The organism is Streptomyces sp. NPDC058145 (genome assembly GCF_042884245.1).
Classification (GTDB): domain Bacteria; phylum Actinomycetota; class Actinomycetes; order Streptomycetales; family Streptomycetaceae; genus Streptomyces.
Window position 1 is genome coordinate 27,639 of sequence record NZ_JBHVUH010000020.1, and the last position, 21,977, is coordinate 49,615.

At 68.0% G+C, this 21,977-nt stretch carries 20 protein-coding genes and 1 pseudogene; 15 read left to right on the plus strand and 6 right to left on the minus strand.

Features of this window, described 5'->3' with window-relative positions; translation table 11 throughout:
• Nucleotides 1-28: 28 nt before the first annotated feature.
• On the minus strand, nucleotides 29-1,240 hold the full coding sequence (locus tag ACFVVO_RS34540; RefSeq protein WP_390060354.1) for a tetratricopeptide repeat protein: 1,212 nt from the start codon (nucleotides 1,238-1,240) through the stop codon (nucleotides 29-31).
• A gap of 50 nt (nucleotides 1,241-1,290) precedes the next feature.
• Between ACFVVO_RS34540 and ACFVVO_RS34545 the strand changes: the two genes are divergently transcribed.
• Entirely contained in the window at nucleotides 1,291-2,553 is a 1,263-nt protein-coding gene (locus ACFVVO_RS34545; RefSeq protein WP_390060355.1) for a hypothetical protein, read from the plus strand.
• A 131-nt stretch (nucleotides 2,554-2,684) separates the two neighbouring features.
• Nucleotides 2,685-4,220: an ISL3 family transposase gene (locus ACFVVO_RS34550; RefSeq protein WP_390060356.1), complete on the plus strand. Its 1,536-nt coding sequence runs from the start codon at nucleotides 2,685-2,687 to the stop codon at nucleotides 4,218-4,220.
• A gap of 136 nt (nucleotides 4,221-4,356) precedes the next feature.
• Here the strand turns inward: ACFVVO_RS34550 and ACFVVO_RS34555 are convergent, their stop codons facing one another.
• Nucleotides 4,357-4,734 (minus strand): STAS domain-containing protein, encoded by a 378-nt coding sequence (locus tag ACFVVO_RS34555; protein WP_390060358.1) that lies wholly within the window; start codon nucleotides 4,732-4,734, stop codon nucleotides 4,357-4,359.
• 176 nt (nucleotides 4,735-4,910) lie between these two features.
• Here ACFVVO_RS34555 and ACFVVO_RS34560 point away from each other — a divergent pair, with 176 nt between their 5' ends.
• Nucleotides 4,911-5,375 carry an ATP-binding protein gene (locus ACFVVO_RS34560; RefSeq protein WP_390060360.1) on the plus strand — a complete coding sequence of 155 codons (465 nt, stop codon included), beginning with the start codon at nucleotides 4,911-4,913 and terminating at the stop codon, nucleotides 5,373-5,375.
• Nucleotides 5,376-6,012: 637 nt separating this feature from the next.
• Nucleotides 6,013-7,272 carry a protein kinase gene (locus ACFVVO_RS34565; protein ID WP_390060362.1) on the plus strand — a complete coding sequence of 420 codons (1,260 nt, stop codon included), beginning with the start codon at nucleotides 6,013-6,015 and terminating at the stop codon, nucleotides 7,270-7,272.
• Between the two features lie 292 nt (nucleotides 7,273-7,564).
• Here ACFVVO_RS34565 and ACFVVO_RS34570 read toward each other — a convergent pair whose 3' ends face one another.
• Both ACFVVO_RS34570 and ACFVVO_RS34575 read right to left on the minus strand, forming a co-directional pair.
• Nucleotides 7,565-7,981, minus strand: coding sequence for a YeeE/YedE thiosulfate transporter family protein (locus ACFVVO_RS34570; RefSeq protein WP_390060363.1), 417 nt, complete (start codon nucleotides 7,979-7,981; stop codon nucleotides 7,565-7,567).
• Entirely contained in the window at nucleotides 7,981-8,637 is a 657-nt protein-coding gene (locus ACFVVO_RS34575; RefSeq protein WP_390060365.1) for a YeeE/YedE family protein, read from the minus strand. Before ACFVVO_RS34575 ends, ACFVVO_RS34570 begins: the two co-directional genes overlap by 1 nt.
• 1,570 nt (nucleotides 8,638-10,207) lie before the next feature.
• On the opposite strand from ACFVVO_RS34575, the gene ACFVVO_RS34580 reads away from it, so the two are divergent.
• The 7 genes from ACFVVO_RS34580 to ACFVVO_RS34610 all read left to right on the plus strand — a co-directional run bounded on the left by ACFVVO_RS34580 (nucleotide 10,208) and on the right by ACFVVO_RS34610 (nucleotide 15,258).
• Entirely contained in the window at nucleotides 10,208-11,251 is a 1,044-nt protein-coding gene (locus ACFVVO_RS34580) for a YihY/virulence factor BrkB family protein (protein ID WP_390060367.1), read from the plus strand.
• 159 nt (nucleotides 11,252-11,410) lie between these two features.
• A complete protein-coding gene (locus ACFVVO_RS34585) occupies nucleotides 11,411-11,863 on the plus strand; it encodes a phosphatase PAP2 family protein (protein ID WP_390060369.1) in 453 nt (150 codons plus the stop codon).
• Between the two features lie 375 nt (nucleotides 11,864-12,238).
• Nucleotides 12,239-12,670: a phage holin family protein gene (locus ACFVVO_RS34590; RefSeq protein ID WP_390060436.1), complete on the plus strand. Its 432-nt coding sequence runs from the start codon at nucleotides 12,239-12,241 to the stop codon at nucleotides 12,668-12,670.
• Nucleotides 12,667-13,116: a DUF3618 domain-containing protein gene (locus ACFVVO_RS34595; RefSeq protein ID WP_390060371.1), complete on the plus strand. Its 450-nt coding sequence runs from the start codon at nucleotides 12,667-12,669 to the stop codon at nucleotides 13,114-13,116. The genes ACFVVO_RS34590 and ACFVVO_RS34595 overlap by 4 nt, the downstream gene beginning before the upstream one ends.
• Before the next feature lie 4 nt (nucleotides 13,117-13,120).
• Nucleotides 13,121-13,387 carry a DUF4235 domain-containing protein gene (locus tag ACFVVO_RS34600; protein WP_390060372.1) on the plus strand — a complete coding sequence of 89 codons (267 nt, stop codon included), beginning with the start codon at nucleotides 13,121-13,123 and terminating at the stop codon, nucleotides 13,385-13,387.
• Nucleotides 13,388-13,772: 385 nt separating this feature from the next.
• Nucleotides 13,773-14,894, plus strand: coding sequence for an endonuclease NucS domain-containing protein (locus ACFVVO_RS34605; RefSeq protein WP_390060373.1), 1,122 nt, complete (start codon nucleotides 13,773-13,775; stop codon nucleotides 14,892-14,894).
• A 220-nt stretch (nucleotides 14,895-15,114) separates the two neighbouring features.
• Nucleotides 15,115-15,258 (plus strand): hypothetical protein, encoded by a 144-nt coding sequence (locus ACFVVO_RS34610; RefSeq protein ID WP_390060375.1) that lies wholly within the window; start codon nucleotides 15,115-15,117, stop codon nucleotides 15,256-15,258.
• A gap of 165 nt (nucleotides 15,259-15,423) precedes the next feature.
• Here the strand turns inward: ACFVVO_RS34610 and ACFVVO_RS34615 are convergent, their stop codons facing one another.
• Together ACFVVO_RS34615 and ACFVVO_RS34620 are read right to left on the minus strand one after the other, a co-directional pair.
• Entirely contained in the window at nucleotides 15,424-16,182 is a 759-nt protein-coding gene (locus ACFVVO_RS34615) for a calcium-binding protein (protein ID WP_390060376.1), read from the minus strand.
• Between the two features lie 155 nt (nucleotides 16,183-16,337).
• A pseudogene (locus tag ACFVVO_RS34620) lies at nucleotides 16,338-16,837 on the minus strand (molecular chaperone Hsp90); the annotation flags it as partial.
• A gap of 800 nt (nucleotides 16,838-17,637) precedes the next feature.
• Between ACFVVO_RS34620 and ACFVVO_RS34625 the strand changes: the two are divergent.
• From ACFVVO_RS34625 to ACFVVO_RS34640, 4 genes are all read left to right on the plus strand, one after another.
• Nucleotides 17,638-18,672: a type IV toxin-antitoxin system AbiEi family antitoxin domain-containing protein gene (locus ACFVVO_RS34625; protein ID WP_390060378.1), complete on the plus strand. Its 1,035-nt coding sequence runs from the start codon at nucleotides 17,638-17,640 to the stop codon at nucleotides 18,670-18,672.
• A 132-nt stretch (nucleotides 18,673-18,804) separates the two neighbouring features.
• Entirely contained in the window at nucleotides 18,805-19,653 is an 849-nt protein-coding gene (locus tag ACFVVO_RS34630) for a nucleotidyl transferase AbiEii/AbiGii toxin family protein (RefSeq protein WP_390060380.1), read from the plus strand.
• Between the two features lie 303 nt (nucleotides 19,654-19,956).
• The gene (locus tag ACFVVO_RS34635) at nucleotides 19,957-20,802 is read left to right on the plus strand and encodes a sigma factor-like helix-turn-helix DNA-binding protein (RefSeq protein ID WP_390060381.1); all 846 of its coding nucleotides are present in this window, start codon (nucleotides 19,957-19,959) and stop codon (nucleotides 20,800-20,802) included.
• Nucleotides 20,799-21,623, plus strand: a complete 825-nt coding sequence (locus ACFVVO_RS34640; RefSeq protein WP_390060383.1) for a hypothetical protein — start codon at nucleotides 20,799-20,801, stop codon at nucleotides 21,621-21,623. Before ACFVVO_RS34635 ends, ACFVVO_RS34640 begins: the two co-directional genes overlap by 4 nt.
• Nucleotides 21,624-21,977: the final 354 nt, after the last annotated feature.

A 21,977-nucleotide genomic window follows, 5' to 3' on the forward strand; every position in this document is an offset into this window, starting at 1 on the left:
GCTCGGTCCACGGTGTCCCGGTCCGTCGTCATGCGCCCTCCGGTCCTGTGCCGTCCGTCTCCGTCGGCGTGGCGGTGTCTTCTGGCGGCAGCTCCATGAGGGACATACGTGCTGAGTACGCGACGCTGCGCTGCGAGGGCGAGTCCCCCGCGTTCTCGTGCACCCACTCGAAGGCGGCCCTGGCCGCCGCCGGCCGGCCCGCCCTGACGAGGGCCTGCCCGTGATTGAAGCGATGCACCACTTCCAGGCCGGAGCCGTGGTCCGAGGCCAGGACGTCCTCATACTGCGCGAGCGCTTCCTCGTGTCGCCCGAGACGGCTCAGGACCAGGGCACGCACCCCGAGCAGCCGCACCCGCTCCGCTGTGTGGGTTCCCGGGGTGAGGGCCTTGTCGAGGCGGCGCAGCGAGGTGAGATGGTCGCCGTCGTGGAAGGCGACGGACCAGCCGGTGAGGTCGGCGAGTTGTATCACCGCCATCACCAGACGGCCGGCCTGGGGCCGTTGCCTCAGGTAGCCCTGCTGGAAAAAGGCCCAGTCCGTGCGCTCGAACGAGGTCATCAGGGGCACCAGATCGGTTGCGCAGGCCACTGGATCGACCGGCGGGTAGACGTACCGGGTGTTGGCGAGGTCGAAGCAGGTCAGGGGTGGTGTGGACGTGGCGTCGTAAGTCCAGTTCCCCACATGGGCGTCGACGCGGATGATTCCGTGATCGTGGAACTCGCCCATGGCCCTGCCCAGTGCGTTGGCCGCTGGGAACCGATCCGTGAAGACGTCGCGCCACTCCGGGTAGGGGAAGTGATGCTCATGGAGGTGACGCGGCTTCCAGAGGTGGGAGAACCGCGTGAAGTCGGTCTGCCGCCGCCAGGAGACCTCAACGGGACTGACCTCCTCCTCGTCTGCGACATAGGAGGCGAGATATTCCACGGTGTCTCGCGACGACATCAACAGCCCTTGGTCCGGCAGACGCATCACCGCCGAGCCCGCCACCGAATCGGCCAGGGCCATCGCGCCGAGGTCCTCGACCGCGCCGAACGGTTCGAGGCGCGGCGGCAATCGCAGCACCAGCTCGGCGGGGATCACTTCGCGCAGCCATTCGAGGAAGTGCTGGAAATCCGCTGGGCCAAGGCCTTCCGCAGGAAGGACACGCCAGCCTCGAACGACCGCCTCGCCCAGGGTGATGTCACTGTCGGCCAACGTGTATCCCGTGGGAGCAGCGGGGTATTCCAACTCGGGCTCCTGCACACTGCGTTTCTGGGAGTCCCAGGCTAGCCGCCGACGAGAGGAAGAGACACGTGGTCACATCCAATGAGTCGCCGAACGACGCCCTCACCACCAAGTCGCTGCTGTCGGGCGCATGCCGGTCCGCTACTTCGGGCGAGGCACTGACGTTGCCGGGATTCATGGAACTGACGGCGTTCTGTGAGGCGGTGGTGATCCTCGATTCCGTGCGGGTCATCTCGTCCACGGACGGTTTCACCCACCCACTGACCGACCTTCTCACCGCGGAGGGGGTCCTGACCGAATTCAAACCGGCGCTGAGGCGCCCGGATGCCACGCGGCTGTTGAGTCGCCTGCCGATCGATCTGAAGGAGCGCCTGCCTACCGACATCGGCGTAGAGCATCTCACCGACCCCAGCCTGCTCGCCGACACGGACTTCGTACCACCCAATGCGACGGGAATGCTTGACAGTTCGCTGTCTCCACCGGAGGCCGACCTGGACGCCGCCATCCTCGCCCGATGGGTGGAGAGCCTCCCCAACTATCCGAGCCTCGTCGCCCAGGGGGCCCCGTCCCGGGACCGCGCTTACCGGGCCGTCGGCTACCTGCTGGTCGCCACTGCCCAGGGACTCGACTACTTTCCGGATGCCGACAGGTCTCCGTTCGTCGGCTCCGTGCTCAGCCGCCTCTACACGTCACTGCCTCGGGCGGTCTACGAGCGGGTCGCCAAGGCGTGGAACACGGAGGGCGACGAGGAGGCCGGGGTGATTCCGGAATGGGACATGCAGGTGCAGGTCCCCATTCCACCCGTCGCCGCGCGCGTTCTCGACAGCTGCCGGTCTCTTTCCGACCTCGGCCCCCAACTGCTCGAACTCAGAAACGAATTCGTGGGCTATCGACGGCACTTCCGTGAGTTCAAGTCGGAGCTGCAGAACGCGCCCACCTTCCGGCAGCGCAAGGAGGTTCGGCAGAAATTTCAGCAGCGCCTGGAGCAGGCCTGCGGGCCGGACAAGGAAGTGATCAGCGTCCAGGAAGTGCTGAACTTCGGCGAGCAGTTGACCAAGGCCGCCGCGGCGCCGATGGCACCCACCTCGTACTCGGCCGCTCTGCTGACCCAGCCCATCGAGTGGATTCGCCGCTGGTGGAGCCGTCGCCCCTTGACCGTACTGTTCCGCATGGACGGCAAGGTGCCCAATTTGTCCACCTACGGCGAACTCATCGGCAAGCTCTGGGGCCACGACGTCCACGACGGGCTCCTGGACGAATACGTCCGTCAGGCGCGGCGGGTGGAGCGCCTCGCTCTGGCCTCAACCGCATCCACCGACGATGCCGGTTGAACCGCCCCGCCCTCACACCGAGAACTCCCGGATCACCGTGTTCCGGAACACCGCCGTACGGGACTGTAAATCGTTCGGCCCTGTCGCACATTCGGTGGTGACGGAGAGTCGTGAGGGTCGTTGACGTTCCCGTGAAGGATGTCAACGAGGTTGTGCAGACGGTCTTTTCGGGTCTGTACCCGCTGGTCATAGAGGTGGTCGCCGACGAGGGCGAGCGGATCGTCGTGCGAGCTCGAACGCCGACGGCGGCAGCGGTCTGCCCGGTGTGCGGAGCGTCGTCCGGGCGGGTGCACGGATATCAGCTGCGGACGGTGGCCGACGTGGCGGTCGATGACCGTCGGGTGGTGGTCCGTGTGCGGGTGCGGCGCCTGGTGTGTCCGACGCGCGGTTGCTGCCACACCTTCCGCGAACAGGTGCCCGGCGTTCTTGAGCGATACCAGCGCCGCACCGCCCGCCTGACCAGGCAAATCAAGGCAGTGGTCAAGGAGTTAGCGGGCCGAGCCGGGGCGCGTTTGCTGGCGGTACTCGCGGTGAGCCTGTCGCGTCACACGGCCCTGCGCACGCTGTTGCGCATCCCATTGCCCACCGGGCGGACGCCCCGCGTGATCGGTGTCGACGACTTCGCTCTGCGCCGGCGGCATCGCTATGCCACCGTGGTGATCGACGCCGAAACCCATGAGCGGATCGACGTGCTGCCCGACCGCACCGCCGACACCCTTGAGGCATGGCTGCGCGAGCATCCCGGCATCGAGGTCGTGTGCCGCGACGGCTCGGCGACCTACGCCGAGGCCATCCGCCGCGCCCTGCCCGACGCGATACAGATCGGAGATCGCTGGCATCTGTGGAAAAACCTATGCGAAGCCGCCCTCAGCGAGGTCAAGGCACACAGCACCTGCTGGGCCACCGTGCTGGAAGCACCCCTCTACGACGGGCCCCGCGCCCAGACCACCCTCGAACGCTGGCACCAGATCCACGACCTCCTCGACAAGGGTGTCGGCCTGCTCGAATGCGCCCGGCGTCTGCAACTCGCCCTGAACACCGTCAAACGCTACGCCCGCGCGGATCGACCCGAGCGGATGCTCCGCGTCCCCAAATACCGCGCCAGCCTCGTCGACCCCTACCGTGAACACCTGCGCAAACGCCGGGCCGAAGACCCCGCCGTCCCCGTCAACCACCTCTTCGAAGAGATCAAGGCCCTCGGCTTCACGGGCTGCCTGAACCATCTGCACAAGTACATCAACCAAGGCCGCGCAGACGCCGAGCGCAGCCACATCTCCCCGCGCTGGCTCGCCCGGATGCTCCTCACCAGGCCCGGCAACCTCAAAACCGAACAACACGAGCTCCTGGCCAAACTCACCGGCGCCTGCCCGGAGATGACCCAACTGGCCGCCATCATCAGAGACTTCGCACAGCTCTTGATGCCTCGCGCAGAAAATGCCGACGGGCTCTCGCGCTGGATCGTCCAGGTCCGCGCAGCCGATCTACCTCATCTACACGCCTTCACTCGAGGGCTGGAGCGTGACAGCGACGCCGTGATCGCAGCTCTCACGCTTCCGCACAGCAACGGCCCCACCGAAGGCGTCAACACCAAGACCAAGCGGATCGCGCGCCAGATGCACGGACGAGCAGGCTTCACCCTTCTTCGCCACCGCATCCTCCTCGGATAGCAGCACGCTGCGTCACCACCGAATGTGCGACAGGGCCGTTCGCTACACAGACCCGGTCGTTGAGCGGTTCCGTCAGGGGCACGTCCTGAAACCCCTGGTGGGGTTGGCTTCGCTTCTGGGCCTGCTCCTGTCGAGGTCAGTCGGTCAGCGCTTGGGGCAGGGTTTCGTGGCAGTCAATGACGGTGTCGAGGCCGACGAGTTGCAGGGTGCGCAGCACCGCACCTGTCGGGCTTGCCAGGCGGAGCCAGCCGCCGGCCTCGGTGAGGGCGCGGTGTGCGACGATGAGGACGTTGATGCCGCTGGAGTCCATGAAGGTCACCTGCCGCAGGTCCACGACGACGTGGGGGCGGGGCGTGCCGGACAGGTCAAGGGCCTGGCTAAGGACGTCACCGGTGTGGTGGTCGATTTCTCCGGCCACTGTCAGTACGTGGATGCCGTCGGTGGCGGTGGCCACGACCGACAGCTGCTCCGGCTGCACAGCCTGTTCGGTCTCCGGCACTTCTTCCTCAGCCATGTCGGTGATCCTGGCACAGCCAGGTCTTCATCCGGAATCGCTGCCCCGTATGTATCGGGTGATGCCCGAGTGAGACGGAGGTAACACGGGGGCATCGTGTATCACTCTCGCTGTGGCGGGTATCCGCGCGAAGTGTGAACGGGGTATTGAAGGTGGCCACGAGGGAAGCAGCGCCTGTGGGTGAGGACGGCACCACGCCGGGCGAACAGGTCCTGCAGGCCACCATTGCCCTGGACGGGAACGACACGGTCATCGCCCAGGCCCGTCACCTGGCCGCCGACTTCCTCACCCGTGTCCAGGCCGACCACGGCCTGCCCGTCTCGCAGCGGGCCATGGATCTGACCCAGTTGGTGGTCAGCGAGCTGGTCACCAACGCCATCAAGTACGCTCCCGGCCCGGTGCTGCTGGATGTGCGGATCGTCGGTGACACGGTCGAGGTTGTGGTGTGGGACTCCGACCCGGTGCTGCCGATTGCCCGGGCCGCGGACGCCGGCCGGGTCGGGCAGCACGGCCTGGAGATCGTCATCGCGGTCTGCCAGGGCTTCGAAGCGCAGCGTGAACCGGTTGGTAAACGCATCACCGCCCGTATCGCCCTGCTGGACGACCCAGGTGGCGCGGTCGCCGGCCGGCGACCTCTGTAACAGCCCGGCGCGCGGTCAAGGACGTATGGATGCGTCCCGCCAGCGGCAGCGCTCGTCTGCCGGTTGGAGCACCGACTGCCGGCTAAGCGGTCGGTGACGAGGTTGCGTCGAAGAAGCTCGGGTCAGTGTGTGTCATGGGTGATCAAGTTGTGGCGGCTGTCGACGTGCACCTCCATGAAGGTGCTGGTCCAGCAATCATCTCCGTCAACCCGTGACACTCCTGTCGGGCCGGGCGCTGATCTAAGTGACCCCGGGTGGGGTCATGGCGCCCAGTCTCCGGGGGGAGGCAAACGGGCGCGGCAGGGGCAGGCCTGGTTTCCCCCCGTAACCGGGCCTGCCCTTGCTCGCATTACTGCTTACCGCCCGGCGGTCGGCCGCTGTCTGTGTGCGGGCTGTGACACCACCGGACCTGTCGGCGCTGTATGAATGGACCCAGGACCTAAGGGTCCCGTGGTGCTCGCTCACCCCCCGTTGAGCGAGCAGCCGCGTTGCAAGGGGCAGGCAGGCACGTCCCCCGGTGTCTGCCTGCCCCGTACGCGGTGCTGTCGAAGGCTGTCGCGCTAGCGAGTCCTGGCCGGCCGGCCACCTGCGGCCCGAAGGGTTACAGCCCTTCAAGGGGGGTGGGGTCCGCTGAAGTATGAGCGTTGTGGTGATCGGGGTGTGTGTGCAAGGGCTGCTGGCGGACCGCTATCAGTTGCAGGAACGGCTGGGTCGTGGGGCGATGGGGGAGGTGTGGCGGGCCGCCGACCAGCTCCTCGGGCGTCTGGTGGCGGTCAAGCTGCTCTTCGCGGAGGCGGCTGCGGACGCCGAGCGCTTTCGCCTGGAGGCGCAGACCGCGGGTCGGCTCAACCACCCCAACGTCGTCGGCATGTACGACTTCGGCTCGCACTATGACCGGTTCTACCTCGTCATGGAACTCGTCGACGGCTGGACCCTCGCCCAGGAACGGTCCCTGCGCGGTGTCCTCAACCCGCAGGACGCGGCAACGATCGCCGCCCAAGGGGCAGCCGGTTTGGCCGCGGCGCATCAACGCGGAGTGATCCACCGGGACATCAAGCCCGCCAACGTGATGCTGAGTAAGGACGGCACTGCGAAGATTGCCGACTTCGGGATCGCCCGCTTCGCCGACGAGGCGGCCAGTACTCTGACCGCCACCGGGAAGATCCTCGGCACCGCCGACTACCTCGCTCCCGAACGCGCCCTCGGGCGCGCCGCCCAGCCCGCGTCCGACGTCTACTCCCTCGGCTGTGTGCTGTACGAACTCCTCACGGGCCGGCCTCCGTTCCGCGGCGCGACCTCCCTGGCCGTGGTGCAGCAACACGTCGACGCCACCCCCGCACCACCCAGCCGGCTGCGCCCCGACATACCGCAGCAACTCTCCGACTACGTACTGCTCCTGCTCGCCAAGGACCCGGCCCACCGGCCCACCGCCGAGCAGGCGGCCTACTGGCTCGCCGGCTCTCACCGGACGCCGACCTCGCCCGCACCCCACAGCATGCCGACCCTGCCCGCGCCGCCCATGACTCCCGCTCCCGGCCCGCGTTCCCGTCGATCCCGCAGTGCGACGCACCCCCGCCCGCGCGGCCGGCGCAGATTGGCCACCCAAGCCACTGTCTGCGGCATCGGCTTGGCGCTTTTCGCCGCCGCAGCAGCACTGGGAGCGTCGATGCGATCCGGCGATGGCGCCCCCTTGCCGCCCTCCTCGCCCGCCCCGGCGACGGCCACCCCGGCTGCGGTCACCTCGGTACCCGCACCCAGGACACCGTTCCCGGCCGCATCCTCTGCCACTTCAACCGTCACCGGGCCGCCTGCGCGGGAACCCGGTGACGACCAGGACCACGCAAGCCGGGACAAGCACGGACGTAAAGAGGGCAAGATGCGGCACTCCGACGACTGAGCCGCTGCTGTCTGCGGCACAGCAACCCCAGCGCTTTCAGGTACTTCGGCGCCGCACCGGCCGCAAGGCCCACGAGCCGAAATGGACGGGTGGGGAGGCCTTACGCGATGGGCCGATCTCGATGGCCGTCGATCCCGCGGGTGTGATGGGCCGTGTGGCTGGCGGCACCTCGGCGATCAGCTGACTCAGGCAGGACCGAGGCATCCGCGGGAGGGAGCGCGGTGCGCCAACTCCTGAGGATCGCTGAGAGCGTGTTGGCTCCCTGGCGGGGGAGTGTCGATGGACGTCCCGGTTACAGGCCGCAGGAGCCGCGGTCGAGGTGGAAGTAGCGGGCGTTGGCCCAGCGGCACAGCCTGATGCCGACGGTGACGCCGACGATGGTGACCAAGGCGGGGAGGTATCCGCTGGCGACTTGGATGATCGGGATGGCCGGGCACCCGCCGGAGATCGCCCAGCCCGTGCCGAACAGCACAGCGCCCGGGATCACGCCAGCGTGGATGCGCCCGGGGGTGCGGCGGATTCGCAGCAGAGCGAACGCGCACACGATGATCACGACGGCACCGGCGAAGGAGAGGAGCATGCGCAGGTCCTGGAAGGTGAACATGCGGTTCAGCTCGGTGTAGTCGCCGAAGCCGATGTTGGAGACGGTGAAGCCGAGAGCCAGCCCGGTGATGATGTTGGCCAGCAGAATCGCGCCCCGAGTACGCATCAGATCACCTTCCACAGCAGGAACGACACCGCGACGGCGGTACCGAAGAACACGGCGGTCGCAACGAGGCTGACCGGGCGCAGGCGACCGCAGCCGTTGAGTCCGTGACCGGAGCTGCACCCGCCGGCCAGCCGAGTGCCGAAGCCGACAAGCACGCCTCCGACGAACAGCAGGACGAGCATCGTGATCGGATCGGCAGTGACCAGGTTGCGAAAGCCCGGGCCCATGTCGAAGCGGAGGTGGAATCGGCCGGAGGTGAGTGCGGCGATCAGTCCGCCGAGGAAGATCGACACCAGCAGGGCAGCCTGGGTGACCAACGGGGCTGGACCCGGGCCGGCGACCGGGGTGTCCTCACTCACCGTCGGCTCGGCGTCCACTTCGAGTGGCTGTGACGCCCCGTACGCCCCCGGCGGCACTACGGGCTCGCCCGGGCTAGTACCGAAGTGCTCCGCCGTAGCCACGGCAAGGGCTTCCGCCAGAGCACGCTCGTCGGTGAACTCCTCGTCCATCCTCTCCAAGCGCCGCTCCCTGCGCCAGTGCAGCACGCGATCCCACGCGGACGACACCCCGAAGGACCGGTCCGTGGTGAGGGCGTAGTTGATGGTGATCAAGGCGAGCCCGGCAGCGCCGGCCCACCAGGGCCAGTAGCCGCTCATGCGGGGCCTCCCATCCATTCGGTGAAGCGAGCCCACAAGCCGCGCTTCGGGCGGGTCCCTTGCCGTGCACGCCGGGACGGGCGGTCCTGAGGCCGGGGAAACTGCGGGGATGGTGACGGCCGGTGTACCGAGACGGAGATCGGCGCAGATGCCGGCCCGAGCCCACTCCCGGCTTCTGACGCCGCGACCGCAGGTCCTGACGGCTGTGGCGGCCGAGCCGGTTCGGGCTGCGACCAGGACGCACTCTCAGGTGGAGACCACGGATGTGGCTGGGGCGGTGGGGCCTGCCGGGGCACTTGGTCGGCGGCGCCGGACCGACCCGTGTCGGTGGACGCGTACTCGAGGTGCCGCGCGAGGGCTCCGTTGGGCAGCAGACTGATCGGCACACGCTCCCCGGTGAGCGACATCTCATAGCGCGCGCAACCGAGCCACTGATCCTCGCTGTCGCAGTAGTAGTCGCGCCACCCCTGCAAGCTCGATCTAAGCAAGGGAAAAAGGGGGCAGCCTACGGCGTGCGAGCAACTCACGTTGCTCCCTTCTGACCGGCACACACCACCCATTGGACTGAGCGGTTGCCCGTTCTCGGTTTCATGCCCTCACCGCACCAGGCCGACGATCCCAAAAGGACGCGGTGACGGCCTGTCAATGCGGAATGCCTCCTCCACTTTTTCGGCCGGGCGTGATCGAACCACTGTGCCGGTGCCCCGAGCAACCTGAGGGATATCTGTCACCGTGACCGTTCCAATTCGCTGGGTGAGATATGTCATGCGGCACCCAGGCCTTCCTGTCCCTCATAGCTGGATAAGGGCGCCAAAAGGCGTGGCCTGTGCGAAGGTTGCCGCGCTCTATGGCCGGGTCTGTTGCCGACAGGCGCCAGTGATCCGTGGAGATCGTGCCTATTCGGAGGTTCATTGTGGTGGAAATGTGAAATCTGGCTGTGACGAAACTGTTGATATTACTGAGCCGTACAACAGGATCGGTGCCAACGGAGGAAACCATGTGCCAACGTGCTGTCTGCGGGTCGTGCCGGAAGGCGACTTACGAGGGCTGCGGAAGACACGTGGAGCAAGTACTCGTCGGCGTGCCGACACTTCAGCGATGCACGTGCGAGCCGACGCCGCGCACGAGTGCACGCACACTGGAGCCGACACCTCCAACGAGGCCGGCACAGGTCCGGCCGGACACCAAGAACGGCTGGTGGGGCCAGCTCATCGCTTGGATGAAAAGCCCAGCATGACGGCAGCATAAGATCCCTCTGTGGGACGGTTCGGCGACGTCGGCCGGCCGATGTGCACGCGCCCCGGTTACCCGGAGTGCTTGGACTGGACGGGCAGAACTCTTTGACGTCTCTGGGCTGACTCGCCCCGTGGACGGGCCGGGGCTTGGCACGGTGCATGTCCGGCTGGGACTTGTCCGGCCGATCATCCGGGCTGCGTGATTGTGGACGTGTGAGGCGACGGGTGTCATGGGAGACGCGACACTGACCGCGTAGCAGGGCCGTAGGTGACTGCTGGCCCGCATCCCAGCAGTAATGGCCGTTAGGGGGCTGGCGTGGGGTTACTCAGTGGGTATGGCGAATCTGCATCCAGGAAAAGACGCCGACCACGATGACGAGGTGCCTGCACCGGAGAAGGCCGGTCCGGGTCCGGAGGTCGAACAGCGGGCACCGGATGCCCCGACCAAGTTGCCCAAGCGGTCGTGGGGCAAAGTCCTCAAGGGAACGCTGAAGGAGTTCAAGGACGATGAACTCGCCGACCGCGCTGCGGCCTTGACGTACTACGGGGTGCTGTCGCTGTTCCCGGCGCTGCTGGCGCTGGTCTCCCTGCTCGGCATCGCCGGGAAGTCGGCCACCGACACGGTGCTGAACAACCTCAAACAGTTCGCCCCCGGCTCCGCCCGCACCATCATCACCGGGGCCGTGGAGCAGTTGCAGGGCAACGCCGGTACCGGGTCGGTCATGGCCCTCGTCGGTCTGGCACTGGCGATCTGGTCGGCGTCCGGCTACGTGGCGGCGTTCATCCGCACGTCCAACGCTGTCTATGACATGCCGGAGGGCCGCCCGGTGTGGAAGGTGCTGCCGGTGCGGGTCGGGGTCACGGTCGTGTTGATGGTGCTGGCTGTGATCAGCGCGTTGATCGTGGTTTTCACCGGCTCTCTGGCCCGCCGGGCCGGGCAAGCGCTGGGGGTCGGGGACACGGCGGTGACGGTGTGGTCGATCGCCAAGTGGCCGGTGCTCGTCGTCCTGGTCACCGTGATGATCGCGATTCTGTACTGGGCGAGCCCCAACGCGAAGGTGAAGGGGTTCCGGTGGGTCACCCCGGGCAGTTTCCTGGCCCTGGTGATCTGGATGATCGCCTCCGCCGGCTTCGCGTTCTACGTCGCCAACTTCGCCTCGTACAACAAGACCTACGGCACGATGGCCGGCGTCATCGTCTTCCTCGTCTGGTTGTGGATCTCCAACCTGGCGATCCTGCTGGGCTTGGAGTTCGACGCGGAGACGGTACGGCAGCGGGCCATCGCCGGCGGCCATCCGCCCGAGGCCGAGCCGTACACCCAGCCCCGCGACACACGAAAGTGGGACGAGGAGGACCGGCGCCGCATGGACGAGACCTGAACGCCCGGCAGCACCGACGCTTCCGCGCCGCATGGCTGATGATCTACGGGATACTCGCAGACCATGGACGTGATGGCTGGGATTCGTGAGACAGACCGGAGCCTGACCAAGCGACTCGCTGCCAGTGCCTCACCCGGGCTTCACCGGACGCTGTCTGCGGTGGAGGAGGCGGCGGAGGGAACCAAGCTGTGGTGCGGCGCGGCCGCAGCGATGGCCTTCATGGGCGGCCAGCGCGGCCGCAGGGCCGCCGCCGCGGGCCTGATTGCTGTGGCCGTGGCGCAACTGGTGTCCAACGCGGGGTGCAAGCAGTTGGCCGAGCGTCCCCGGCCACCGAAGGAGTGGTTCCCGCACAACGAGGTCGAGGACCGTCCCGACTCCTCGTCCTTCCCCTCCGGGCACACCGCCGCCGCGGTCGCCTTCACCGCCGCGGTTGCCACGGCGTGGCCGCCGGCCGGAGTGCTGTGCGCGGTGCCGGCCGCCATGGTGGCCGTCGAACGTGTGCAAAGCGGCGCTCACTACCCCAGCGACGTCGCCGCCGGCGCCGCCATCGGCCTGGCCAGCGCCTGGCTCACCCGCCGCGCCCCGCACCTGGTCCTGCGCTCTTGGCTCTAGCGGCCGTTTCCCGTGACCCTGCGGCCGGACGGTGCTGACCGGCCGGTGGCCGGGTCACCTCTAATGTCGACGTCAGCACTCGGCTGAGTTTTTCTGTATGCGCCGGCCCGCTCGGAACGTGCCCGAGCGGGCCGGCTTGTGTACCCGGCAGCCCCAACTGCCAGGCACGCGCGGACAAGCCCTCGGGCCGGCGCCGCGCCGTACCAGGACTGCGGGCGTGCGGGTAACCCACAAGCTGCGACTCAACCCATTCGCTTGTGTACCGCGTCGAGGCGGTGTCCTGATCTGGTCAGTTCGGGGTACTCGCGTGCTCACGCGACGGGCCCCTGCACGGCCCGTCGTTGGTCAGAACACAGGAGACGGGAGGTGATCGTCGTGTCGACCATCCAGCCACCCCCTGGCGGGCGCAGTAGTCCGCAGGGGACCGACGAGCCGGTGAGCGAGCTGGTGCAGCGCGCGTCGCAGCAGCTGACGGAGCTGGTGCGCGGCGAGATGAGGCTGGCGCAGGCGGAGATGAAGGAGAAAGGCAAACGCTACGGCAAAGGCGGTGGCCTGTTCGGCGGCGCCGGGGTGGTCGGCTTCCTGATGCTGCAGGCCCTGGTGGCCACCGCGATCGCCGCCCTCGCGGTGCCGCTGCCGGTATGGGCGGCGGCGCTGATCGTCACGGCGGTGCTGGGTGTGATCGCCGCGGTGATGGCCCTGAGTGGCAAGAAGCAGATCAAGGAAGGCGCGCCGCCGACGCCCGAACGGACGGTCGAGAGCGTGAAGGCCGATGTGGCCGAGATCAAGGAGAGTGCACAGCGATGACCCAGCCGCCCCACGAGCAGACAACCGCTTCCAGCCCTGAGGAGTTGCGCGAGCACGTCGAGCACACTCGCGAGGAGCTCGGGCAGACGGTCGAGGCGCTGGCGGCCAAGACGGACGTCAAGGCCCGCGCCCAGGAGAAGGCAGCCGAGGTCAAGCAGCAGGCCGCCGCCAAGGCCGGGGAGCTGAAGGCCAAGGTCGCCCATACGGCAGCCCAGGTACAGGAAAAGATCCCCGACCCGGTGAAGGACAAGGCCGCATCCGCCGCCGGGCAGGCCCGGGCCAAGGCCGCCCAGGCCACCAGTCTGCTGCAGGAGAAGGCACCCGAACCGGTGCGGCAGAAGGCGGCCCAGGGGGCACAGGCGGCGCGGGACAACCGCACCCTGCTGCTGACGGCAGCCGGTGTGGCCGCCTTGATGTGGCTGGCGTGCCGCCGCCGGAAGGGGTGAGCGGATGAAAGCCTCGAAGATCGCCTACAAGCCGGTCGGTCTCGCTCTGGGAGCTGTCAGCGGCATGCTCGCCGGGGCCGTGTTCAAGCAGGCGTGGAAGATGCTCGGCCACGACGAGGACGCCCCCGACGCCACCGACGAGGACCGCACCGGGACAGAGGTGCTGCTCGCCGCCATGCTGCAGGGCGCGATCTTCGCTGGGGTCAAGGCCGCCGTCGACCGAGCTGGCGCCGCCACCACACGCCGTCTGACCGGCACCTGGCCCGGCTGACGTCAGTGGACCAACCGGGGGTGCCGGTGCGACGTGGACACCGGCACCCCCCTTGCACATCTTCCCCGCACGGACAGGTCCCACGACCGTGTCCGCTTCCCACGCTATGTCCGCCCTGACTGCCGTAGCCGCCCTCGGCCTCATCCTTGCCGCCCGGCGGGCCGCCACCCACCGGTCCCGAAGTCGCCTGATACTGGCCACCTCACCCTGGCACCACGGGCCGACTGGTGTGCTGCGTGGCTGCCCGCATCTGGCGCATCCGCTCAACTCAGCGGCCCAGCCCCTGTATCTGGCACTTCTGTGGCACGGAACTGAGATGACGGTCTGGATGAAGTGCTGACTTCGGTGTCTGCTTGACTTCAGGTCTGAGCGGAGGGGAGCGGGCATGCCGCTGGAATTCGGGCTGTGGCGGGTGGACGACAGGCCGGTGCGGGTCACCACGAGGCCGATGCCGCTGGAGTCCCGGTTGGAAGAGCTGATCGAGGCCGATCCGGGGATACTGGGGACACCGTTGCTCTTGATCGGCCGTCAGGTGCCCACGCTGTATGGCAAGGTCGTCGACCTGCTCGGCATGGACGCCGAGGGGAGCCTGCATGTACTTGAGCTCAAGCGGGATCGCACGCCGCGTGAGGTGGTGGCGCAGGTCCTCGATTACGGTTCCTGGGTTCAGGAGCTGACCAACGAACAGATACGTGACATCTATGGTGCGTACGCCCGCCGCAGGGGACTGGTGGAGGAGCTGGACGAGGCGTTCGCACTGAAATTCGGCGGCAGTCCGCCAGAGGCCTTGAACTCCACTCACTCCCTGACCGTCGTCGCGAGCGAGATCGATGCGGCGACGGAGCGGATCGTCAGCTACCTGGCATCCGGCTTCCAGGTGCCGGTCAACGTCCTGTTCTTCCGGTACTTCGAGGACGAGGGGCGCTCGTACCTGGCACGCACCTGGCTGATCGATGACGCCGAAGCCACGGTGCCATCGGCGGGAGCGAAGGGGCGCGGAAAACAGGAGCAGTGGAGCGGAACGGACTGGTACGTGTCGTTCGGTGATGAGCCCGGCAGCCGGAGCTGGGACGATGCGCTTCGCTTTGGGTTCGTGTCGGCTGGTGGCGGGGAGTGGTTCTCCCGCACGATCCGGTCCTTGCCGCTCGGAGCGCGCGTATTCACCCACATCCCCAAGGTGGGGTACGTGGGCGTCGGCACGGTGTCCGGAGAGCCTCAGCCGTTCGAGGAGGCCGTCCTCGCCATCGATGGTGAGAGTCGACAGATGGCTGATCTGCCTCTGAAGGGCACCTACCGAGCCGCTGGAGAGAGCGCACAGAAGGATGGGGAAGATCGTCGTGAGTGGATCGTCCCGGTCACGTGGGGACATGCCGTACCCCGCGAGAGGGCATTGTGGCGTCCGGGCTTCTTCGCCAACCAGAACTCTGCCTGCAAGCTCCGTGCCCGCTTCACGATCGACGAGGTCTCCCGCCACTTCGGTGTCGATGACGGCCCTGCTGATGCCTGAGACGCCAACACCCGGGGCGTAGGACTCCATGTTGTGCACGCAGTGGGCCAGGCGTGAGCGCTGTGCTTGGGAAGCTCGGGTTATCTGCGAGTGTCTGCTGAGCTGACCTACGGCGAAGGAGCAACGAGACCCGTGTGGCCATCGACCCAGCGGCACATGCGGATGTCGACGATGAAGTGGCTTTGCAACGGCGTCATCGACTTCAATTCTGAGGGAGTCCATGACTGACAGAGAGCTGATCGACAACCTCCGTGACCGGCCGGGCATGTACTGCCTGGATGGGACCTACTATGCGGCGGCCATGCTCGTCGAAGGGGTCGACCTGGGCACCTCGGGCAGGTTGCTCGCCGGGTTCCGCGAGTGACTGCTCGCCCGCAAGGGTGAGGAAAGCAGCTTCATGTGGATCCCGCTCGTCCTCGCTTTGTCCGCCGGCTGCCTGCTCGTGGCACAAGTGAGAAGCAACGTTCCGGCCCCGGAGGCGGCGTGCGCTTCGGGGGCCGGGCGGTACCGCTGCCTGCTTCGTGACCGCTTACTTCACGTCGACGTAGTCGCCCGTGGCGCTGACAGCCGCAGTGGTCGAGTTGCCCGCGAAGGAGAAGCGGAAGTAGCCGTCCTCCTTGGCGGTGGTCGTCGTCTTCAGGTTGCCCTTGGAGTCCGCCGTGACGGTCTTCAGCGTGGTGTAGCTGCTGGAGCTCTTCTTGCGGAACTGCAGCTTGACTGCCTGGGAGCCGTAACCGCCGTACTTGAGCGACTCCCAGTTGGCCCGGGTGAGGGCGCCGGTGACGGTGAGGGTCTTGCCCTTTGTCACCGGCTCGGGGGCGGCGTTGGTGTTGAGCTTGGCGGCGCGCTGGAAGGAGAAGGAAGCGGCCTTCTCCGTCCAGATGAAGTCGCCGTCCTTGGCGTCGATCCACGCGGAGACGTACCAGGTGCCGGCGTTCTTGTTGGTGAGGTAGTCGACCCTCGGGTCGATGGTCACCGAGGCGGTGCAGGTGGAGGTGGTGGCGTTCACCACGGTGCAGGTGGGCTTGCCGGTCGACTCGATGCCGTTGTCGGGGCCGAAGAGGTCGAACGAATCGGCGCCCTTGATACCCGAGTTGTCCGTCGCGGTCACGCTGACCTTGAACGTCTTCGCGGCGGAGGTGCCGATGGACACCTTGTTGTCACCGTCCACGACCACCTTGGTGATCTTGGTGTCGCCATAACCGCCGTCGGCCTGGGCGGCCGGGACGGCGAGGGCGGACAGGGCCAGAGCGCCGCTCACCACGGCGACAGAGGCACGGATGCGCATGTGTAGTCCCCACGTCAGAGGGGTGCGCGGTCGCGGCTCGACGGCGGTCGCGCACCCGGTTCAAGTCTGCAGAGCCGATGGCTCGTCAGACTTGACCCGGGACGGAAGTGAAAGGTTGTACTACTGGTAAGAAACCAGTGTGGGAATTGTCGAGATCAGTCGAACCACCGGTCGCGCGCCAGCTCCCCGGTGCGGGTCGGGACCTCCAGCAGGGCCGCGACCTCGAAGCGGCGGGGCCACTGGCCGGCCGCCCAGGCCAGGCCGCGGCGACGCCCTCCAGGGTGGCCGCGTGCAGGACGCCGTCGTCGGTAGGGCGCCAGTCGATCTCGACGCCGTCGACGACCAGCTCCTCGTGTTCGACGTAGGTGGCGGGGGTGTGCGAGCCGAGCCGCACCCGCACCGGCTCCGGTACGTCGTGCTCGGCGCCGTCGGATTCGACCGACTCGGTGACGGACTCGCTCAGCCGCCACACCTGGAACAGTGCGGCCAGTTCGGCGGCGCGGGCCGGACAGACCGGCAGCAGCGGGACGCCGGAGGTGAAGGGGAGCAGGTCCGGGGAGTCCACGACCACCGCATCGGCCGCGTCCACGACCCGTACCTGCCCGTCGACCACGGCCCGCAGCTCGTCGGGCAAGGTCACCTGGTCCGGGTCCAGCCCCGATGGTCACCCAGGCTGCCCTGCTGGTGCCGATCTTTCTCTGCGGCCGGGTATGTCTTCGCGGTACCCGGGGCCCAGCACAACCCCGTCGGCCTCGACCGCACCTTCCAGCCCCGGGCGCACCGTGCGAGGACTACCGGTTCGGTAAGTGGCCGCTGATGCTTGCCGGAGCTGTCGGAGGGTAGCTCGGAGTGCTTGCAGAGCCAGAGCCTCCACCGTTCAGCAGGGCCAGCAGCAGGAATATGAACAGGATGGCCCCACCGCCGCCGGCCGCCACCACGGCCGGGCCGCTGATCTGTCGGTGGTGCGCGCGGACGACGGTTCCGTCAGCGCGGCGGTAGCTCCGCACCCATGTCGTTTGGCTGGCCGTGGTCGGCTGAGGCCGAGTGGCGGCTGTGCGAACCCGGCGAGGGGCTGCTGCCGAGCGAGGTGTGCTGGCAGTAACCGGACGGGTGCGACGGTGATGCGGGCGGACGTAGGTGCCGTCCGAGCGGCGGTGACCGCGAACGTAGGTCATGGAAGATTCCTCGGGAGGTCGGGGGAGCGGCCCGTGCGGGCGTGCCTACGAAGGTAAGGCCCGGCACTGACAACGATCCGGGCCAACTGCGTTCCCTGCATTGGCAGTTGACATCGTGGATGTCGTAGGGGCTGCGTAGCTGGCGGCGCACTCGGAACCGTGCTTCGCAGTTTTCGCGGAGCGTCAATGTCAGATAAATTTACATCTCAGATGCCGTTGGTGCAGAGTTTGTTACATCTAAGGGGTAACTATCTCTGCGGTTGTGTGTAACTATCTCTGTATGAATCGTGCGGAGCAGGTGGCAGCACTCTCTGGAGTCGCTGCAGACCAGTGGGGGCTGGTGACGGCTGCGCAGGCCAAGGAGCTGGGCGTGGGCGGCGTGCAGCTGAAGCGGCTGACGGAGACCGGCCTCTTGTCGAACGTGGGCCGCGGTGTCTACCAGCTGACCGCAGCAGGCGTTCCGTCCCATCTGGAGGTGAAAGTCGCCTGGCTGCGCCTGCAGCCCCAGTGGTTCGTCTTCGACCGGGCCGTCGGGAATCCGGACTCCGGCGTCGTCTCCCACGCCTCCGCCTGCCGGCTGCTGGACCTCGGAGACATCCCCGCCCCGGAAGTGGAGATCAGTGTCCCGCGTCGGCGGACCACGACCGAACCGTTCGTGCGCCTGCGTACGGCGCAGGTGGCGCCGGCGGAGATCACCATCGTCGATGGCCTGCCCGTCACCACGGCCGTGCGTACCATCACCGACCTGCTGCACGCCGGTGCCGACGGCGGGCATGTCGGCGGAGTCATCGCCGATGCCGAGCGCCGTGACCTGATCACCGTGGACGACCTGGCAGAACGCGTCCATCCGTTCGCTCGGAAGTACGGCCTGAAGGCCACCGCCACCGGACACGACCTGATCAACCACCTCGTCGCGCAGGCCGGGGAAAGGCTGCGCCGCCAGGAAGTCGACCGGGCAAGCCAGGAAGGCTTCGACCAGGCCGTCGACCTCCTGGCCGAACGCCCCGACCTCATCGAGCTCATGTGGGCGAGGCGGGCAGCCGCGCGCCAGCAAAACAACCTGTCGGCCACCGCATCTGTGCTTGACCCTGCGCTGATGGAGGCGCTGCTCGCGCTTACGGAGTCGGTGCGGAAGGTCGCGCAGCCGAATCCGGTGAGGGATGAGGCGTTGCGGAAGGCGCTGCTCCCGCTTGCGGAGTCGGTGCGGAAGGCCGCGCAGCCGCCCAGTTGCGCAGGCGGCAGTGCCGACTCCGGTGATGGCCATCAGGAACCGGATGGCACCAGCAGTCAGGGGCCAGAGGGATCTGGTGCTTAGGCGCACTGAAGTCGATCACCTGGGCGTAGAGTCTGCGGATCCAAGTCAGCGCGCCAGGGGGGGCGATCCGTGGGTAAGACGTACCAGACTCCATCGGCCTTCAGAACCGCTCTGAACCAGTCCGCCAAGAAGATGTCCAAGCAGACCGGCATGAACGTCTCCGACCTCATGCGGATCTTCTACTTCAACCGCCTGGCAGCCCGGGTCTTCACGCTGGACCCCGACGGCTGGCTCATCAAGGGCGGCCAGGCCCTCCTCGTCCGCTACCGGGGCGCTGCCCGTCTCAGCAGCGACATCGACCTCCAGGCGGCCGAGCCCGGACTGGCCCCGGACGAGGCACAAAAGCGCGTCCTGGAAGCCGCCGCCCACGACCTGGGCGACTTCCTGCGCTTCGCCCCCGGCAAGTACACGGCGGCGTCCGACCCCACCCGAGGCGGCTCCCAGCACTTCGAGGTCTTCCTCGGTCCCACCCGCGTCGACAGAGTCAAAGTGGACATCACGGTCCGCCGCTTGCTCGCCGGCACTCCCGAAACTCTCCCCCTCGCCTCCGCTGTGGACCTTCCCTGGCCCATCGACTGGCCCACCGTGCGGCTCTACCCCCTCATCGACCACATCGCCGACAAGATCTGCGCCCTGTATGAACGGCACGGCGACGGGGGTTCCAGCCGCTACCGCGACCTGGCCGACCTGCTGCTGATCAGCCAGCAGGAGACGGTCGACGGGCCCACGGCCTACCAGGCGATCCACCAGGAGGCCGAACTTCGGCGCCAGCGAGGCATCGACCTCACCCTGCCGAAGAACTTCGAGGCTCCCGGAATCGCCTGGCACGACCACTATCCGAATGCTGCGGCACTGGTCATCGGGCTCCAGGGATGCCGCACCTTCCCCGAAGCAGCCCACGCCGCCGAAGCCTTCCTCAACCCACTGCTCGACGGCAGCGTGCGGGGGAACTGGGATCCCTCCGAGGGCGCCTGGCAGTAGCGCCCTTCGACGCTTCCCGCCGCACCTGGGGCTTGCCCCGGCTACCGCCGGCGTGCCTACTCACGCTCTACACGAGCTGAGCGCGGGGCACCGTGCTCCAGGTCGCGGCTGGAGAGCCGATTCGCCCGTCGCGAGCCAGCCGGTCGGGACCGGCATCTGCACGTCCCGCATCTCCAGCCTGATGCTCTTGGCGGAGCCGCGCACGCACGGCGCTCTGGACGCCCGGGCCGGCCTCTCGGCTCGATCGCGGCGCATGTCTCCAGTGCGCACCGCTCCTGGCTGGGTCCGGTCCGCGAGGCCTACTTGGCCGCCGCGCTGTCCTCCGGCCTGACGATGAGCCGGCTCGGTGAGGAGCTCTACATCTCGAAGCCGAAGATCTCCGAGCTGCTGAGCGGCAAGCTCTACCCCCGCTGGGAACTCCTTCACGACGTCGCCGTGGTCCTGGGCGTCTCGGTCTGGCCGCTGTACCGGCTGTGGCGGCAGGCCGCGCTGGAGACGCAGAACAAATCCCGCGCCTGGATTGAGAAGTCCTCCGCCGCCCGCGGGACGATGATGGCCACTCGCGCCACCCCGCCCATGGAGCTCTCCGCGTTCCGCGAGATCACCGAGGGCGGCTACCGCCTCTACGCCGGCGTCTTCCTCACCGGGTGCCGCGACGCGGCCCTCGAGGAGACCTACGACCAGCTCTGGCTCTCCTGGGACCAGGCCCTCGCCAGCCACGACACCCGCCGTTACGCCTTCACCGTGCTGCGCACCGCGGTCATGGCCCGCACCCCGCACATCGACGGCCGCCCCGAGTTCAGCGAGGCCGCCTTCGACACGATCGCCCTGCAGACCGCCTCCGACGTCGGCGAGGCCGCCGAGCAGGTCGCCGAGTCCATGGCCCTGTTCAAGGCGATGAGCCGGCTGCCCGACAACCAGCTCGACGTCATGGTGCTGCGCGTCCTCCACGGCATGACCCACGAGGACGTCTCCCACTTTCTGGGCCAGCCGCTGCCGAGGGTCCGCTCCGACGAACGCCATGCGATCCGCTTCCTCGAGGACACCCTGTCCCCGCCGCCCCCTGCCGAAGAACTCGAGGACACCGTGTCTCCGCCGCCCCCTGACGAAGAACCGCCGCCCCCTGCCGAAGAAGGAGACCAGCCATGACCCGCATCGACGGCATTCTCGCCCGGGCACGCCTCGCCACGGAACGCACCGCTCCCCGCGACATCGTCGACACCCTCTCCTGCCCGTCCGCCCGCTCCCCGCAGCCTCCAACCGCCGCCCATGACCGGCCTGGGGTGTCCGGCCGGCGGCGCGATGCCGAGGAGGCCGCCGAGGACCTGCGGGCCCTGTGCGAGACCCTCGTCTCCCACACTCCCGCCCACGAGGTCGCCGACTTCGTCACCGAGCAGGTCCCCGAACCCCGCAGCGCGCTGGTCCTGGCCTGCGTGCTGCAGCTGACCGACACCGACGACGGCGCCCGCTTCTGGTGGCAGTACGCCGCCGGCGCCGGACAGCCGGCCGCCGCCTACTGCCTGTACCTCCACCACCTCGCCGCCGGCGAGGACGCTCCCGCGAGCTGGTGGCACCAGCAGACCGACGACGTCCAGCCACCGCCCCCGCCCCCCGCCTCCACACCCAGGCCCGGCGCCGTGAAGGGGTGGGCACCCGCCCTGAACCCCGTCACCAGCACCTCCACCACCACGATCCTGCGCATCCTGCGCCACCTCGCCAAACAGACCGTCCGGGACCGCACCACCGCCGTGACCCGCCTCATGGCCTACATCCCCACCGCCGTCACCGTCGGATACCTACGCGAACCCGACATGGAACTCCCCCTGCCTGGCCACGACTTCGCCCAGCGTGTCCGTGACCTCCTCGCCGCAGCGGCCTGCCGCCCGGACGTCGCCGACACCCTTCCCGCCCGCACCTCACACTCCGAACAAGACCTCCACGACCTCCTCCAGCAGGCCGCCAGCCACTGACCCAGCACCCCACGGAAACGCACGTCGTCCGCGGCACCGCCTGTCCAAGGGACGCCGCGGATGACGTGCCGGGCGCGAGCCCCACTGCACAGTCTGGACGCCCCCTGCTCTGCTAGGCGTACGCATACCGCACGGAAGATGGACGCAACGCGTTGGCGGGTCCTGCTCATCGTCGAACCACGGGCGGTCGACCTCGGCTGGTCGTTCTTCGGCCCCGCCATCGGCACGCTGCTCACGCCTTGACCCCGGTGGAACTCGGCACCGTTGAACGCTGCCTCAGCGCGATGACCACCGCCATCACCTCCGCCCGCGGGAATGCCGCCGCTACCTCCCCCAATTCGTAGTCGAGCGCAG

Excerpts from the sequence above, each read along its gene's own strand:
- ACFVVO_RS34555 (WP_390060358.1), bottom strand. The coding sequence starts at position 4,734 with ATGGCTGAGGAAGAAGTGCCGGAGACCGAACAGGCTGTGCAGCCGGAG.
- ACFVVO_RS34565 (WP_390060362.1), top strand. The coding sequence starts at position 6,013 with ATGAGCGTTGTGGTGATCGGGGTGTGTGTGCAAGGGCTGCTGGCGGAC.
- ACFVVO_RS34570 (WP_390060363.1), bottom strand. The coding sequence starts at position 7,981 with ATGCGTACTCGGGGCGCGATTCTGCTGGCCAACATCATCACCGGGCTG.
- ACFVVO_RS34575 (WP_390060365.1), bottom strand. The coding sequence starts at position 8,637 with ATGAGCGGCTACTGGCCCTGGTGGGCCGGCGCTGCCGGGCTCGCCTTG.
- ACFVVO_RS34580 (WP_390060367.1), top strand. The coding sequence starts at position 10,208 with ATGGCGAATCTGCATCCAGGAAAAGACGCCGACCACGATGACGAGGTG.
- ACFVVO_RS34595 (WP_390060371.1), top strand. The coding sequence starts at position 12,667 with ATGACCCAGCCGCCCCACGAGCAGACAACCGCTTCCAGCCCTGAGGAG.
- ACFVVO_RS34600 (WP_390060372.1), top strand. The coding sequence starts at position 13,121 with ATGAAAGCCTCGAAGATCGCCTACAAGCCGGTCGGTCTCGCTCTGGGA.
- ACFVVO_RS34605 (WP_390060373.1), top strand. The coding sequence starts at position 13,773 with ATGCCGCTGGAATTCGGGCTGTGGCGGGTGGACGACAGGCCGGTGCGG.
- ACFVVO_RS34610 (WP_390060375.1), top strand. The coding sequence starts at position 15,115 with ATGACTGACAGAGAGCTGATCGACAACCTCCGTGACCGGCCGGGCATG.
- ACFVVO_RS34615 (WP_390060376.1), bottom strand. The coding sequence starts at position 16,182 with ATGCGCATCCGTGCCTCTGTCGCCGTGGTGAGCGGCGCTCTGGCCCTG.
- ACFVVO_RS34625 (WP_390060378.1), top strand. The coding sequence starts at position 17,638 with ATGAATCGTGCGGAGCAGGTGGCAGCACTCTCTGGAGTCGCTGCAGAC.
- ACFVVO_RS34630 (WP_390060380.1), top strand. The coding sequence starts at position 18,805 with ATGTCCAAGCAGACCGGCATGAACGTCTCCGACCTCATGCGGATCTTC.
- ACFVVO_RS34640 (WP_390060383.1), top strand. The coding sequence starts at position 20,799 with ATGACCCGCATCGACGGCATTCTCGCCCGGGCACGCCTCGCCACGGAA.